This window comes from Bacillus sp. FSL K6-1033 (assembly GCF_038630765.1).
Classification (GTDB): domain Bacteria; phylum Bacillota; class Bacilli; order Bacillales; family Bacillaceae; genus Bacillus; species Bacillus altitudinis.
Genome location: NZ_CP152041.1, coordinates 3453678 through 3468131, shown reverse-complemented (window position 1 = coordinate 3468131; position 14454 = coordinate 3453678). Strand labels below are relative to the sequence as shown.

General features: G+C 41.6%; 17 protein-coding genes. 12 read left to right on the top strand and 5 right to left on the bottom strand.

What is annotated here, in order from left to right:
- Positions 1-48: 48 nt before the first annotated feature.
- From MHH31_RS17835 to MHH31_RS17820, 4 genes are all read left to right on the top strand, one after another.
- On the top strand, positions 49-1167 hold the full coding sequence (locus MHH31_RS17835) for a sugar ABC transporter substrate-binding protein (RefSeq protein WP_342495051.1): 1119 nt from the start codon (positions 49-51) through the stop codon (positions 1165-1167).
- Positions 1168-1239: 72 nt separating this feature from the next.
- A complete protein-coding gene (locus MHH31_RS17830) occupies positions 1240-2736 on the top strand; it encodes a sugar ABC transporter ATP-binding protein (protein WP_342495050.1) in 1497 nt (498 codons plus the stop codon).
- Complete coding sequence (locus MHH31_RS17825) at positions 2733-3746, top strand: ABC transporter permease (protein ID WP_061420647.1); 1014 nt, start codon at positions 2733-2735, stop codon at positions 3744-3746. The genes MHH31_RS17830 and MHH31_RS17825 overlap by 4 nt, the downstream gene beginning before the upstream one ends.
- Positions 3747-3839: 93 nt before the next feature.
- Complete coding sequence (locus tag MHH31_RS17820; RefSeq protein WP_007497867.1) at positions 3840-4472, top strand: GTP pyrophosphokinase family protein; 633 nt, start codon at positions 3840-3842, stop codon at positions 4470-4472.
- A 50-nt stretch (positions 4473-4522) separates the two neighbouring features.
- Here MHH31_RS17820 and MHH31_RS17815 read toward each other — a convergent pair whose 3' ends face one another.
- Entirely contained in the window at positions 4523-4672 is a 150-nt protein-coding gene (locus MHH31_RS17815; protein ID WP_167493217.1) for a hypothetical protein, read from the bottom strand.
- A 19-nt stretch (positions 4673-4691) separates the two neighbouring features.
- The gene (locus tag MHH31_RS17810; RefSeq protein WP_039165127.1) at positions 4692-5777 is read right to left on the bottom strand and encodes a tetratricopeptide repeat protein; all 1086 of its coding nucleotides are present in this window, start codon (positions 5775-5777) and stop codon (positions 4692-4694) included.
- A gap of 529 nt (positions 5778-6306) precedes the next feature.
- Between MHH31_RS17810 and MHH31_RS17805 the strand changes: the two genes are divergently transcribed.
- From MHH31_RS17805 to MHH31_RS17795, 3 genes are all read left to right on the top strand, one after another.
- On the top strand, positions 6307-7071 hold the full coding sequence (locus MHH31_RS17805) for a transporter substrate-binding domain-containing protein (protein WP_007497862.1): 765 nt from the start codon (positions 6307-6309) through the stop codon (positions 7069-7071).
- A 70-nt stretch (positions 7072-7141) separates the two neighbouring features.
- A complete protein-coding gene (locus MHH31_RS17800; RefSeq protein ID WP_007497860.1) occupies positions 7142-7786 on the top strand; it encodes an amino acid ABC transporter permease in 645 nt (214 codons plus the stop codon).
- Positions 7783-8511, top strand: coding sequence for an amino acid ABC transporter ATP-binding protein (locus tag MHH31_RS17795; RefSeq protein ID WP_007497858.1), 729 nt, complete (start codon positions 7783-7785; stop codon positions 8509-8511). Before MHH31_RS17800 ends, MHH31_RS17795 begins: the two co-directional genes overlap by 4 nt.
- Before the next feature lie 86 nt (positions 8512-8597).
- On the opposite strand, the gene MHH31_RS17790 is transcribed toward MHH31_RS17795, so the two are convergent.
- The gene (locus MHH31_RS17790) at positions 8598-8981 is read right to left on the bottom strand and encodes a VOC family protein (RefSeq protein WP_008345541.1); all 384 of its coding nucleotides are present in this window, start codon (positions 8979-8981) and stop codon (positions 8598-8600) included.
- Positions 8982-9098: 117 nt separating this feature from the next.
- Here MHH31_RS17790 and MHH31_RS17785 point away from each other — a divergent pair, with 117 nt between their 5' ends.
- Positions 9099-10280 carry a class I SAM-dependent rRNA methyltransferase gene (locus MHH31_RS17785; protein WP_342495049.1) on the top strand — a complete coding sequence of 394 codons (1182 nt, stop codon included), beginning with the start codon at positions 9099-9101 and terminating at the stop codon, positions 10278-10280.
- A gap of 37 nt (positions 10281-10317) precedes the next feature.
- On the opposite strand, the gene MHH31_RS17780 is transcribed toward MHH31_RS17785, so the two are convergent.
- Entirely contained in the window at positions 10318-10998 is a 681-nt protein-coding gene (locus MHH31_RS17780) for a CidB/LrgB family autolysis modulator (RefSeq protein ID WP_007497850.1), read from the bottom strand.
- Positions 10992-11375 carry a CidA/LrgA family holin-like protein gene (locus MHH31_RS17775; protein WP_008345527.1) on the bottom strand — a complete coding sequence of 128 codons (384 nt, stop codon included), beginning with the start codon at positions 11373-11375 and terminating at the stop codon, positions 10992-10994. The genes MHH31_RS17780 and MHH31_RS17775 overlap by 7 nt, the downstream gene beginning before the upstream one ends.
- Positions 11376-11540: 165 nt before the next feature.
- Here MHH31_RS17775 and MHH31_RS17770 point away from each other — a divergent pair, with 165 nt between their 5' ends.
- The 4 genes from MHH31_RS17770 to MHH31_RS17755 all read left to right on the top strand — a co-directional run bounded on the left by MHH31_RS17770 (position 11541) and on the right by MHH31_RS17755 (position 14434).
- Positions 11541-12428, top strand: a complete 888-nt coding sequence (locus MHH31_RS17770; RefSeq protein WP_008345526.1) for a LysR family transcriptional regulator — start codon at positions 11541-11543, stop codon at positions 12426-12428.
- Between the two features lie 17 nt (positions 12429-12445).
- Positions 12446-13270, top strand: a complete 825-nt coding sequence (gene thiM / locus MHH31_RS17765) for a hydroxyethylthiazole kinase (protein ID WP_342495048.1) — start codon at positions 12446-12448, stop codon at positions 13268-13270.
- A complete protein-coding gene (gene thiE, locus MHH31_RS17760) occupies positions 13257-13946 on the top strand; it encodes a thiamine phosphate synthase (RefSeq protein ID WP_342495047.1) in 690 nt (229 codons plus the stop codon). Before thiM ends, thiE begins: the two co-directional genes overlap by 14 nt.
- 113 nt (positions 13947-14059) lie before the next feature.
- Positions 14060-14434, top strand: a complete 375-nt coding sequence (locus tag MHH31_RS17755; protein WP_251185121.1) for a nuclear transport factor 2 family protein — start codon at positions 14060-14062, stop codon at positions 14432-14434.
- The last annotated feature ends 20 nt before the right edge of the window (positions 14435-14454 follow it).

Here is a 14454-nt window from a genome sequence, read left to right as displayed (position 1 = left end):
ACCTAGTTTTCCGATGTGAAAAATAAAACAACTTGAGGAGGAACAGCAATGAAACGTAAATATTGGACATCATCTCTTGTATTATTGACGGTTCTGACCGTGCTATTATCTGGTTGCGGTACGGGATCAAGCGCAGGCTCAAAGGCTAATGCAAACGAAAAGGTCTCCTTTGACAATGTCCCGAAGCGATTTGCAAAAGGACAGGGAGCAAAAATTAAAGTCATCCGTAAAATTGGCGGGGACGATCATACTGCTCAGTTTTTAGCAGGAACGAAGGCAGAAGGTGAAGCGCTAGGCTTTACAGTAGATGTCTACACGGCAAATGGTGATACGGCGAAGTTCCATGATGCTATTTCTCAAGCACTAGAAGAAAACTATGATGGCTTTATCATCTCTCATGGGGATGATGAGGCGACAGTCGCTGATGTGAAGAAGATCACAGCGAAAGGCATTCCAGTTGTGGCGTTTGATTCAAATCCGAAGCTGAAGGACATCAAAGGGGTCACAGTGACGTCTCAAGATGACGAGCAATTAGCGAAAAAATCATTAGATGCACTCGTGGCTGATTTTAAAGGGAAAGCAAATATTGCGTATCTTTGGGTAGACGGATTCCCTCCAATGGTGAGACGAAACAAGGTGTACCAAGAAACGCTCAAACAGCATACAGGAATCAAGGAACTTGACCGATTTGGCGTTGCGGCCTCTGATACATCAGTTCAAACACAAAATGCGGTTGCGGCTATGCTAAATAAATATCCAAAGGGTAAACTGGATGCGATTTTTGCCACGTGGGATGCATTTGCGATTGGTGCCGCAAGAGCTTTAAAAGAAGCAGGAAGAACCGAAGTGAAAATATACGGTATTGATGTGTCTAATGCCGATCTGCAAGAAATGACTGCGAAAGACAGTCCTTGGAAGTACACTGCCGCTGTCGATCCGAAGCTCATTGGCGCAATCGACGTAAGGATTCTTGCGAAGAAACTAGCTGGCGAGAAAACGCCATCTTCCTATGACCTTGAGGCCTCTCTCATTTCACAAAAGCAGCTTCAGGATGCAGGAAAGGCCATCAATATGGTCAATCTTGCAGATGAAGTAAAAGGATTCGGATCATCGACTGCTTTTGAAGAAAACTGGATGAAGACCTTGAAGAAGCATTATGCAAAATAAACAACGTGCACTCTCTTTTCATAGAGGGTGTTTCGTTTTTCAATTGACGATCAGGAGAGAAGGAGGACACCTATGACAACGCCGCTTGTTCATATGAAAAACATTTCGATTGAATTCCCAGGAGTCAAAGCGTTAGATCAAGCAAATTTCACATTAAGAAAAGGCACAGTCCATGCCCTGATTGGGGCGAACGGCGCTGGGAAGTCAACGTTAATGAAAGTTCTCTCTGGTGCTCATTCACATTTTGAAGGAACCATCCACATCAATGGCGAGGCGGCGACCATTCATACACCGAAGGATGCGGCCTCATACGGTGTGCAGACCGTCCATCAAGAAGTGGATACAGCTCTAGTGCATTATTTAAGTGTTGGCGAAAATATGATGATCCATGAAATGGAGAAAAAAACATTCGTCCGCTGGAAAGAGATTCACCGCAAGGCAGCACAGCTGTTAAAAGAGATGGACATTGACATCTCGACGAAGCGTCTTGTGAGTGATCTGACACTGGCAGAAAAACAAATGGTGCTCATTGCCAAGGCTGTGTCGATCAAATGCAGCATTTTAATTTTAGATGAACCAACCGCTCCACTTAGTCATGCAGAAACAAGCAAGCTATTCTCAATGATTCATCAATTGAAAAAGAACGGCACAGGCATCATTTTTATCTCGCACCGCATGCCGGAGATTTTCAACATCTGTGATGAACTGACTGTGATGAAGAATGGAACTGATGTGGCGGCGCACCTCATTAAAGAAACCGATCCAAAGCAGGTCATTGAAGAAATGCTTGGCGCGCCATTAGAGGATCAATTCCCATTACGTACACCGCTTAAGGATGCACCGAATGTGCTTGATGTGAAAGAGTTGCATGACCAGCATAAATTAAACAACATTCATCTTCATGTGAAAAAAGGAGAAATTCTCGGGATTGCAGGACTAGTCGGTGCTGGTAAAACAGAATTGTGCAAAGCCCTATTCGGCGCCTCAGAAAAAAAGTCAGGCACTGTGCAGCTGCATGGTCAAACCATTCATATCAAGTCGCCTCATCACGCTGTGAGAGCGGGTATTGCCCTTGTGCCTGAGGAACGGAGAAAAGAAGGGATTCTAACAGAAGAAACTGTTGGATGGAACGTAACAGCTGCAAGTCTACGTTCGTTTACACGGCCGTTCAGCTTTTTACATCGTTCTAAGGAACGGAAGGCAGCAGATGGAATCGTCAAGCGGCTTGGCGTCAAGACACCTTCTCTTGAAGCGAAGGTGAAGCATCTCTCTGGTGGAAATCAGCAAAAGATTGCGATTGGAAAATGGCTGTTGGCTGAGGCGGATGTCTATCTCTTTGATGAACCAACCAAAGGTGTAGACGTTGGAGCAAAAAAGGACATTTTCTCCCTTATTGCAGAACTAGCTGCAAGAGGAAAAGCGGTTATTTATGCTTCAAGTGAGCTTTCAGAAATTGCAGGAATTGCCGACCGAGTATACGTCTTATATGATGGCAGCATTGCCCGGGAAATGACGGCACCAATGACTGAAGAAGAGCTTTTATATCATTCAACAGGAGGACAATCATGAGTGAACGACAAGTTTCAGCCCCAGTTCAACAAATCAAGAAACAGCGACCATCCTTTCATCTGTTTGATTTCTTTTATCAATATGGCACCATCTTAACGATTGTCGTATTGATTGTTGTCTTTGCGGCAGCCAATCCGGCATTTTTACAGTCAGGAAATATCATCAACATTTTACGATCGATCTCGATTGTAACCATCATTGCGGTAGGGCTGACGATCTCCCTAGCAGTGAATGGCTTTGATTTATCTGTAGGCTCAGTTGCTACGTTATCAAATGCAATTGTGATCTCCATGTTTGTATGGTTCTCGCAAAACCCATTCATTGCGATCCTTTCTGCGCTGGCGGCTTCTCTTATTGTCGGTTTGCTGAATGCTTGGATGATTGTCAAAATGAAGATTCCAGATATGCTCATGACACTTGCCATGATGTTTATCATTCAAGGGCTGGCACAAACCTATACGAAAGGTGCGACCATTTCTGAAAATATGGTGTTGCCTGATGGCACTTTTTCAACTGGCACCATCCCTGCCTTTTTCAGCAAGATTGGGCAGGTCCCCTATATCATTTTGATTATGGCGGCCATTGTGCTTTTTGCACATGTTTTTATGACTTACACAAAGCATGGGCGGTTGATGTATATCATTGGTGGAAATAAAGAAGCCGCTCGATTATCTGGTATTCATGTGAACAAATACAAAATCGCAGCATATCTGTTGTCTGCTTTATTTGCGGCGATCGGTGGTATCGTGCTGGCATCAAGGGTGATGACAGCAGAAATTAACGCAGGAACGCCATATTTAATGGATGGGGTAGCTGCTGCTTTTATCGGGTTTTCAGTCATGGGAGCAGGTAAACCAAACGCATTCGGTACGTTTATTGGTGCGGTGCTCATCGGTATTTTGCAAAATGGACTTGTGATGATGTCTGTCCCGTATTATGCAATGGATATCGTGAAAGGATCTGTGCTTGCACTGGCACTCGCGCTGACTTATTACAAACAGCGGGGCTAAGATGTATTTTTTTAAAACCATTTGCGTCCTCTCTCCGTCTAGTAAACGGAAAGCAGTGTAACAGCTGTTTGCCAAAAGGAGATGACAAAAAGAATGAATATGTCAGCAACTCATGTAGAAGATTTGAAAAGTGTCATGGAAGACTGGAAAAATGAATTATTAGTATATAAATTTGCATTAGATGAAATGGATACAAAGTTTTCGATTATTAGTCAGGAATATAATTTAATCCATGGACACAACCCAATAGAGCATACAAAATCACGGATCAAATCCTTTGAAAGCATCGTGAATAAACTCGCGAGAAAAGGATGTGACATCACCACACAATGTGCCAAGGAGTACATACATGATATTGCTGGTGTCCGCATCATCTGTTCGTTTATTCAAGATATCTATAACATTATTGATGTTCTGAGGCAAAGAGAGGATTTAAAGATCCTTGAAGTGAAGGATTACATTCAGCATCCGAAACCAAATGGCTATCGAAGTCTTCATTTAATTGTTGAGATTCCTGTTTACTTAACGAATCGTGTGGAGCATGTGAAGGTTGAAATTCAGGTGCGGACCATTGCGATGGATTTCTGGGCGAGTCTCGAACATAAAATCTATTATAAACTGCAAAACGATGTTCCTCATCAGCTCACCGATGAACTAAAGGAAGCGGCAGATATCGCTCACTACTTAGATGAAAAAATGCAAAATATCAAACGAGAAATTGATTAACCAATAAAAAGAGTAGCTGTTTTGAATGACAGCTACTCTTTTCAGTCTTATTAAGGGTTGGTGCCTCGATCTCTCTTTTGAATGATCGTACCGCCATCTTGCGATTGTGCAGACGGGCTGCCTTTTTGTGTAGAAGTGCCAATCCAAACACCTGTGAACAAGAGCGCAAAAATCGCACTTGAGATCAGCCATTTTTTCATCATACATCACTCCATCTTCTTAACAAGTTTTGAATGACAATGCCTTGTTCTGAAAATAAATCGCTTCTTTCGGAAGACCATTTTCAGTTAAGTAGGCGGCTACATCCTGACAGATAGCCTCAAGATCAACAAGGAAATTCATAGATTCTAATTGATCACAATAAGAAATGATCTGCTCAATCATGTTGTTTGGCTGGAGCATCAATGTTTCTAAAATGGATAATTTAAGTGAAATGTTTCGTTGTTTTAAATTTTCTGCTTTTTGAAGTGAAAGCTGTACATAATAGTGGAACAAACCAGGCTTTTTCAGCTTAAACAGCGCTTTCGTGTAGGCATACAAGGCCAGTAAATAGCCGCCTGGAGAAGAAGTTTCGAATGCCTCAATCAATAAAGCCTTTTCTAGGAGCGGTACAGCTTCACTGTATTCATTTCTTAGACTTTTAATAAAGGCTGCATTGCAATACGCGTGACCAAGTAAATCTGGATCCTCCATCTGTTCGAGTGAGTGAATCACCTGTCCAAACAAAGCTTCTGCCTCTTCATATTTCGATTGATCCGCATAATTCAGAGCAAGCATCATTTGACAGCTGATTGATTTTTTCACATAACATGGATCTGCGTCGTAAATAGACGAAGCCTTTTTTAAGTGGTGGATGGAGAGAAGTGTGGATCTTATATTATAGTATAGACATCCTGTTTTATAATGGAATTCTGCCTTTTCAATGTCATCATGTACGAGATCTAATTTATCCTCGGCCAATTTCAAATGGTGAAATGCTGTATCTTGATTCCCTCTGCGCATTTCATACATGCCTTTAAAGAAATAGAAATAGTAGCTGAGCATATCATCTGTACGAATCGCATTTTCATCCACAAAAAGACTGTGATCTAACGAAGCTGTATCTTCGACTAAATCTTTGAAACGGTATTCTAAAAGTTGATAGTAGAGTAAGACGTCTTGATTTTCTTCCATTCGATCAAATGCTTGAAGAATCTCTTCTTTTAGCTGTATTGCTTCTTGTATGTCTCTTTTTTTCATCAAGACATACCAGTCATTTAGCATATTAGCTACATCAACGGATGACAAAACACCTGTTTCTGCCAATTGGTATCCTCCTTTCTTCACCTATTCATTTCTGCTGATTCTCATTTGTCTGAATCATCTTTCCATATTAAGTATCTTCTTATATTTTAAGCGGTCTATCTCAATTTGTAAAACATGTTTTTTGATGTAAATTCAACCAGTAGTGAAAAAAATAGGGAGTAACGATTGGATTGTATACGCTTACATTTTTTTAGGTAAAAAGAGGATATTGAAAAAAATATATCACGATATCAATAGAGGAAGAGAGACAGTGAAAGAGGGTTTTTTCATAAGTGAGAAAGAAGTGGTATTTATAAAGGAGTGTTCTCGGTTTTTTGTGAGATTATATCACATGAATATTGTGAAACATGCTTCTTTCAGAATAAAATGAGTTATTCGCAAAAAAGTAAAATTTAAAGAGACTATCGATCTAGAATTGTATGGATCTTTGGTATTGATAAAAAATATCACACAGTATAGCTTTAGCGTGGTATAGTAAGATTGTTGTTGCGAATATTTAGACAAAACTGACAATTGGGGGTCGTGTTTTATGAAGAAATCGATGTTACTGATCATGGGACTAATTGTTGTGCTCGTCATGGCAGCCTGTGGTTCAAAATCAGACAGCGGTTCGGGAGAAGGCAAAGGCACATATAAAATCGGGATAGATGTAACATATCCGCCATTTGAATTTGAAAAGGGCGGTAAAACTGTGGGAATAGACGTTGATTTAATTAACGCCATTGCGAAAGACCAAGACTTCAAAGTGAAGCTTGAAGCAATGGATTTCTCAGGGATTATTCCAGCGATGCAAGCAGGTCAGCTTGATGTTGGAATGGGTGGTATGAGTATTACAGATGAGCGTAAAAAGAAAGTGGATTTCTCAGATCCATACTTCGACGCTGGTCTGACAGTTGTTGTGAAAAAGGACAGCAGCATTAAATCAATTGATGATTTAAAGGGGAAAAAGCTAGCTGTTAAAAATGGGACAACAGGTGCAAAATTTGCAACAGATAACGCAGACAAATATGGGTATGAAGTAGTTCAATTCAATGACAGTCCATCTATGTTCCAAGAAGTATCTAATGGAAATGCAGATGCTTTAATTGAAGATTATCCTGTCATTACGTATGCGATCGCACAGCAAGACTTGAAATTGAAAACAGTTGGAGATCGCTTGAATGGAGACCAATACGGGATCTCAGTGATGAAGGGGAAAAACCAGGACTTATTGAAGAAAATCAATAAAGGGCTGGAAAACCTAAAGAAAAACGGTGAATATGACAAAATTATTGAGAAATATTTGAAGTCATAACACAAGCGAGGCGCGCTCAGAGCGCGCTTTCTTTATGTGTCAACCGTATGTGAATTAGGGAGGGAGAAACATGGATACGATTGTTAATGCATTTCCGTATTTAATGGATGGTTTGCAAACCACTTTATATATCTTTGTTGTTGCTATCATTTTAGGTTTTATCATCGGGTTGATTGTGGCGCTATTCCGCCTGTCACCATTTAAAATCTTGAACTTTATTTCACTCGTTTTTGTCAATGCCATTCGAGGTACGCCATTTATCGTACAGCTATTCTTTATTTATTTTGGGCTAAATACACTTGAATTCATTTCACTTGACCGAGTGCCGGCAGGGATTATTACAGTAGCGATTAACGCTGGAGCTTATTTCTCAGAAATTATTCGTGCAGGGATTCAGTCCATTGATAAAGGACAAACTGAAGCCGCACGCTCTTTAGGATTCACAGGTGGACAAAACATGCGCTTTATCGTCCTTCCACAGGCATTTCGCCGTATGCTTCCAGCCATTACTAACCAAGCCATCATCAGTTTGAAGGACACCTCTCTCTTATCGATTATCGGTATTGCTGATATTATGCAGCGGGGACAAGTTCAAGCATCGGCTACCTTTGATCCTTTGAATGTCTGGCTCATTGTCGGTGTCATTTATTTCGTGATCATTTATTTACTTTCTCTACTGGCTAGCTACGCAGAAAGGAGATTTGATGTGAAATGAGTATGATTACGGTGAAAAACTTAAAGAAATCCTTTGGTGACAACGAAGTCTTAAAGGATATTAATGCAGTCATCGAGGAAAAAGAGGTTGTATGTGTCATTGGTCCTTCAGGATCAGGGAAAAGCACATTTCTAAGATGTCTCAATAAATTAGAGGATATTACGGCTGGGGAAGTTGTTGTCCACGGACATACGATTACAGACCCAAAAGTGAATATCAATAAAGTACGACAAGAAGTTGGTATGGTGTTTCAGCACTTTAATTTATTTCCTCATAAAACCGTGTTAGAAAATATCACGATCGCACCGGTGAAAGTAAAAGGGATGGAGAAGAAAGCCGCAGTCGATAAAGCATTAGACTTGCTTGAAAAGGTCGGCTTGAAAGACAAGGCCAAAAGTTACCCTAACCAATTATCTGGTGGACAAAAACAGCGTGTTGCCATTGCAAGAGCCTTGGCGATGGACCCGAAAGTGCTCTTATTCGATGAGCCGACATCTGCTCTTGACCCTGAGGTCGTTGGGGATGTTTTAGCTGTTATGAAACAATTAGCAGTCGAAGGAATGACGATGATTGTCGTCACACATGAAATGGGCTTTGCAAGAGAAGTGGGAGACCGCGTGATCTTTATGGATGGTGGATATATCGTCGAAGAAGACAAACCAGAAGCACTCTTTGGAAACCCACAGCACGAGCGTACCAAATTGTTTCTTAGTAAGGTGCTATAAAAAAAGAGTAAGAGCAGGTATGCTCTTACTCTTTTTCTTTGTGACGAGAATGAATATACCGATTCGCATGCATTTCCTAGGAAATATTATCGTTGGAAGAACTCAATCCACTCTTGGTCTGGCCCTCGGAAAAAGAAGTAGCAATAGCCATTGGGCAATGTTGTGATTTCTTCATCTATTAGCTCAATTTGCAGCTTTTGAATACGGTTGAATTCCGCGTGAATATTATCTGTTGTGAAGGCGAGATGGTGGACCTTTCCTTCAGATGGAAGGTCGCTGCTATACCCTTGAATGAGTTCAATTTCCGTTTCCGCTTCGTCTTTAAAGCCAAGAAAGGCAAGTTCAATGACTCCGTTTGTATGAGTGATGCGATCCTTTAATTTCATGCCCACCACTTTTTCATAAAAATCAATGGACTGATCAATATTTGTCACCATAATCCCTGTATGATCTAAGCGTAATGTTGTCAAAAAAGAGCCTCCTCTATGTCGAGTTGATATTTTTCTCCTCATCTTATCATAATAGAAGTAACGTATACATTCATATGGTAGGATAGAGAGAGTCAATTTAGGATAAGGATGACACAAATGAAAAAAATCTCATTAAAACAAACATTTGCAGAACAAGTGAAAAAGGGATATCCGCTTATTTCAAAAGATGCTGTGTCGCGTGTGAACGGTGTACAGGAAGGCGAGCTTATTGAATGGGTAGATGAAAGAGGCTCTTTTTTAGGGAAAGGATATTATGGTGTGCAAAATAAAGGCATCGGTTGGGTGCTTTCCTTTGACGCTAACGAAAAAATAGATCAGGCCTTTTTTGTTTCTAAACTTGAACAGGCATCCAAAAGCAGAACGCATCTATTTCGTGATGCACAGACGACGGCTTTCCGTGTGTTCAATGGGGAAGGGGATGGAATTGGTGGAATCACGATTGATTATTATGATGGATTCTATCTCATCCAATGGTATAGCGAAGGTGTTTATACATTAAAAGAAGATGTATTGGTTGCGATTGAACAGGTGTACCCTGACTATAAAGGCATTTATGAAAAGAAGCGATTTGATACGTCTGGACAATATATCGAAGATGACGATTTTGTAAAAGGGGAGAAAGGTGAATTTCCTCTTATCGTCAAAGAAAATGGGATGAACGTGGCGGTTTATCTAAATGATGGTGCGATGACAGGTATTTTCCTTGATCAGCGTCATGTGCGAAAAGCAATTCGAGACCGCTATGCAAAAGGAAAGACCGTCCTTAATACGTTCTCTTATACCGGCGCTTTCTCTGTAGCAGCAGCGCTTGGCGGGGCAAGCCGTACGACAAGTGTAGATGTTGCAAACCGCAGTTTGAAAAAAACATCTGAGCAGTTTGAAGTGAATGGCATTGATGTAGACGGGCAGGATATCAAAGTCATGGATGTCTTTAAATATTTCCCGTTTGCGGCGAAAAAAGGCTGGAACTATGATGTCGTGATTTTGGACCCACCTTCCTTTGCACGAACGAAGAAACACACATTCAGTGCAGCGAAGAATTATAAGAAACTATTAAAAGAAGCCATCCAGATCACAGCTGAGAACGGCGTCATTGTGGCGTCAACCAATAGCAGTGCATTTGGGATGAAAAAGTTTAAAGGATTTATTGCACAGGCCTTTAAAGAATCTGGGAAAACGTATCGTATTCTTGAGGAATATTCACTTCCTGAGGACTTCCGTACAACGAAAAATTATCCTGAGGGGAACTATTTAAAGGTTGTCTTCATCCAAGCATAAGAAAAAGCCATTTTCCGATAAGGGGAAATGGCTTTTTCTATAAGGCAAACGACATCAGGATAGGCGCTGCACATAATGTAATAATGGCCGAAATGATCATGGACACACTTGAGATCGTGCCTGAGACCGAGCTCAGTTCAAAGGCCTTCGATGTGCCTGCACCATGTGCTCCTGTACCAAGCAGAACGCCCATTGCAATGTCATTATCAATACGGAAATAACGGATAACCAATGGCCCAATGATTGAGCCAAATAATGCTGTTAAAATGACGAAGACAGCCGTAACGGACGGCATCCCGCCAATCATTTCAGACACACTCATCGCAACGGGTGTTGTGACGGATCTTGGGACGAGGCTCTCGATCAGGCTCGTATCCAAATGAAACAATTTGGCGATAAACGCTGTTGATAAAATTGCAACGATAGAACCGCAAGCCACATTCAAAATAATTTCTACTGCATGCTTCTTCAGAATGTGAAAATACTTATATAAAGGAATGGCAAATGCCACAGTCGCAGGTTGAAGCATATTTGTCAGCCATTTTCCGCCTTGATTGTAAGCATCGTAAGGAATGTTCACGATTAACAGCAAGACCACAAGAACAACCGGTGTCACAAGTAAAGGGGAGACATAGACTTTCGGATGACGTTTATAAACCGCTTTTGATCCGAGATAGATCAGAATGGTTAGGATCAAGAATAGTCCGCCAACTAACATAGCTTTTTTCGCTCCTTTCTTTTCGCAATCATCTGCGTCATCATGCCAGTCGAGAGCATGACCACAAAGGTACTAAGTAAAACCACAAGGACAATACTTGTGCCAGATTGAGAAAGTAATGTTCCGTAATCAATCACGCCTACTGCTGAAGGGATAAAGAAGAGTAGCAGTTCTCCGAGCAGCCATACGGCGCCAAGTTCAATCCATTTTAATTTAATGATGTTAAAATGAAGTAATAAGAAAATGACAAGAATGCCTAAGATCGTGCCCGGAATTCTTAAATGCAAAAAGGCCGCCAGCACATTCATCAATTTCGCAAAAGCAAATAAAGCCATAATCTGAAGGGTAGCAATCAGCGACGTTTTGAGCAATTGCACTTTCTGTTCACTCCTTTTTCTATATAAATTGTTCACTGTTTCACAAAAACAACACAACGTTCTAATCGGTGAGCTTACTTTAAAGTGTACAGCACGTTCTGTTATAGGTAAAATACATATATCGAATAGTTAGTATTCCTTTTGTCTATAGAAAGGGTGAACCATATGGACATCAGACATTTAACATATTTCTTAGAAGTGGCACGGTTAAAGAGTTTTACGAAAGCATCACAATCGCTCTATGTGTCGCAGCCGACCATTTCCAAGATGGTCAAAAACCTAGAGGATGAGCTAGGTGTGCAGTTGTTTTACCGTAATGGCAGACAGGTTGAAATGACAGATGCTGGACAAACCATGTATACACAGGCGAGTGAAATCACACAATCCTTTCAGAATTTAACGAGTGAATTAAATGATTTAATGAATGTGAAAAAAGGACATATCCGAATAGGACTGCCTCCCATGATTGGATCAAGCTTTTTCCCAAATGTGATGGGGGAATTCCGCCAGCAGTATCCAGATGTCACCTTTCAATTGGTGGAGCACGGCTCCATTAAAGTAGAGGAAGGGGTAGAGGATGGATCATTAGATATTGGTGTCATTGTTCTGCCTGCAAATGATAAAATTTTTCATACATACACCATCATTAAAGAGAATATGAAGCTTGTCACCCATCCATCACATCCGATGGCAGGACGTGATGAGGTTCATTTGGCTGATTTAAAGGAAGAGTCTTTTATTTTCTTTCGAGAAGATTTCGTTCTGCACAGCCGAATCTTAAATGAATGTATGAATGCGGGATTCAGGCCGAACGTTATTTATGAAACGTCACAATGGGATTTCATCAGTGAAATGGTTGCTGAGAACCTTGGAATCGGGCTTCTGCCTGAACGGATTTGCCGTGATCTAGATCCTGATAAAGTGAGGATCATTTCCTTAAATCCGTCTATTCCGTGGCATTTGGGTGTCATTTGGCGAAAGGACCGCTACTTGTCCTTTGCTGCAAGAGAATGGTTAAAACATACAAAATCCTATGTGTGGGATGCAGAGTAAAAGGGAGGACGATACAGATGAAATTAAGCTGCGTGTCTCATCTTTTGGAAAAGGTTCGAGCGGAAAATCCGCTTGTCCATAATATCACCAACCAAGTTGTGACGAACTTTACAGCGAATGGACTGCTTGCTTTAGGTGCTTCTCCAGTCATGGCAAATGCCAAAGAAGAAGTGGCAGAAATGGCGCAATTAGCGGATGCACTTGTGCTGAATATCGGCACACTAACAAAGGATACGGTGGAGGCGATGGTCATTGCTGGACAAGCGGCCAATGAAAAAGGTGTACCGGTTCTATTAGATCCTGTTGGTGTTGGTGCGACAACGTTTCGGACGAGTGCGGCGAAACAGCTGTTGCAGCAAGTGGACATCACTGTTGTCAGAGGGAATGCTGCTGAAATAGCTCATTTAATTGGAGTGAATGGCTGGCAGTCAAAAGGGGTTGATGCAAAAGGGGCAAATGGAGATGTATCGTCTTTAGCAAAGCAGGCGGCAAAAGCCCTTCAAACCGTTGTGGCGATTACGGGGAAAGTGGATGTCGTGTCAGATGGAGAAGAGGTTCTATCTATTCATAATGGATACGAATGGTTAACCAAGGTGACAGGGACTGGCTGTTTACTCACCTCTGTCATAGGGGCATTTTGTGCAACAGGGGAACGGCCCATTCAAGCGTCGGCATCAGCTCTGCTGTTTTATGGTGTCGCTGCAGAAAAGGCAGCTCAGCAGACAGAAGAGAAAGGGCCAGGCACCTTTCAAATCGAATTGTTAAACGCACTATCCAATACAAATGGTCAAGATGTGATCACGTTAGGGAAAATAGGGGGAGTTTTGCATGACGAAGGTTGATCAGCAGCTAATCAAACAGCAATTATCGGTTTATTTTATTATGGGAACAGCGAATACAAGCCGGCATCCGCTTGATGTGGTGAAAGAGGCCATTCAAGGCGGGATCACGATGTTTCAGTTTCGTGAAAAGGGTGAAGGTGCTCTGCAAGGTGAAGAAAAGAAAAAAATCGCTCAGCAGATTCAAGCACTTTGCCAAGAAGCGAATATCCCCTTTATCGTAAATGATGATGTACAGCTTGCAATAGATCTTGATGCAGATGGTGTCCATGTTGGGCAGGAAGATACACTTGCACAAGATGTACGGCAAAGAATCGGGAATAAAATATTAGGCGTGTCCACGCACAATCTAGATGAAGTGAGGCAAGCGATGAAGGACGGGGCAGACTACGTTGGGATGGGTCCAGTCTATCCTACAGAAACAAAAAAGGATACACGCAGTGTCCAAGGTGTTTCTTTAATCAACGAAGTACGTCAACACGGTCTTCACATTCCTATTGTGGGCATCGGCGGGATCACGTATGAAAATGCGGCACCAGTCATCCAAGCGGGAGCCGATGGCATTAGCATCATCAGCGCCATTAGCCAAAGCGCTGATCCGAAAAAAGCTGCGGAAGAACTAGCATCTCTTGTCGAGTCAGAGAAAGCAGCTCTTTCATCTGTAAAAGACATGGATTGACTCATCCATGTCTTTTCTTATCTACGTGAAAAATAGACACAAGAGATACAATTGTGTACAATCTAATTGTTCGATTGTTTTCGAAATGACAGGTAAATAAAGGAGAATGAATGATGGAAGTGCTCGATACGTATTTTCGCCGATATGATGAAGCGGGAAAAGGGCAAGAGCAAATGAACGAATTGCTGGCATTGTTTTCCGATGATGTCATGATTGTCTTAAATGGTGCTGAAAAGCCTGGCATCCAAGCGTTCACACAGTTTTTGAACACATTTTTCCACGTACATGAAGACATTAAGCATATGTGGGATGGTTGGGTGAAACGAGAAGATGGGAAGTATGAAACAAACTGGGCTGTTTGCGGAAAGTTAACAGACAGTCGTGTATATACAGCAGAAGGCATTGATATTGCAGAGCTGGATGATCAAGGAAAGATCGTTTATTTAGAAAACGTCCCGAAAAACCCAGAGTTATTCCAGCGATATTAAGAAGCCGGCAGAGCAGCCGG

Coding starts and splice junctions, on each gene's coding strand:
- thiM (WP_342495048.1), top strand. CDS start 12,446: ATGAAATTAAGCTGCGTGTCTCATCTTTTGGAAAAGGTTCGAGCGGAA.
- MHH31_RS17755 (WP_251185121.1), top strand. CDS start 14,060: ATGGAAGTGCTCGATACGTATTTTCGCCGATATGATGAAGCGGGAAAA.
- MHH31_RS17770 (WP_008345526.1), top strand. CDS start 11,541: ATGGACATCAGACATTTAACATATTTCTTAGAAGTGGCACGGTTAAAG.
- MHH31_RS17805 (WP_007497862.1), top strand. CDS start 6,307: ATGAAGAAATCGATGTTACTGATCATGGGACTAATTGTTGTGCTCGTC.
- MHH31_RS17780 (WP_007497850.1), bottom strand. CDS start 10,998: ATGTTAGTTGGCGGACTATTCTTGATCCTAACCATTCTGATCTATCTC.
- MHH31_RS17815 (WP_167493217.1), bottom strand. CDS start 4,672: ATGAAAAAATGGCTGATCTCAAGTGCGATTTTTGCGCTCTTGTTCACA.
- thiE (WP_342495047.1), top strand. CDS start 13,257: ATGACGAAGGTTGATCAGCAGCTAATCAAACAGCAATTATCGGTTTAT.
- MHH31_RS17820 (WP_007497867.1), top strand. CDS start 3,840: ATGAATATGTCAGCAACTCATGTAGAAGATTTGAAAAGTGTCATGGAA.
- MHH31_RS17830 (WP_342495050.1), top strand. CDS start 1,240: ATGACAACGCCGCTTGTTCATATGAAAAACATTTCGATTGAATTCCCA.
- MHH31_RS17825 (WP_061420647.1), top strand. CDS start 2,733: ATGAGTGAACGACAAGTTTCAGCCCCAGTTCAACAAATCAAGAAACAG.
- MHH31_RS17800 (WP_007497860.1), top strand. CDS start 7,142: ATGGATACGATTGTTAATGCATTTCCGTATTTAATGGATGGTTTGCAA.
- MHH31_RS17835 (WP_342495051.1), top strand. CDS start 49: ATGAAACGTAAATATTGGACATCATCTCTTGTATTATTGACGGTTCTG.
- MHH31_RS17785 (WP_342495049.1), top strand. CDS start 9,099: ATGAAAAAAATCTCATTAAAACAAACATTTGCAGAACAAGTGAAAAAG.
- MHH31_RS17795 (WP_007497858.1), top strand. CDS start 7,783: ATGAGTATGATTACGGTGAAAAACTTAAAGAAATCCTTTGGTGACAAC.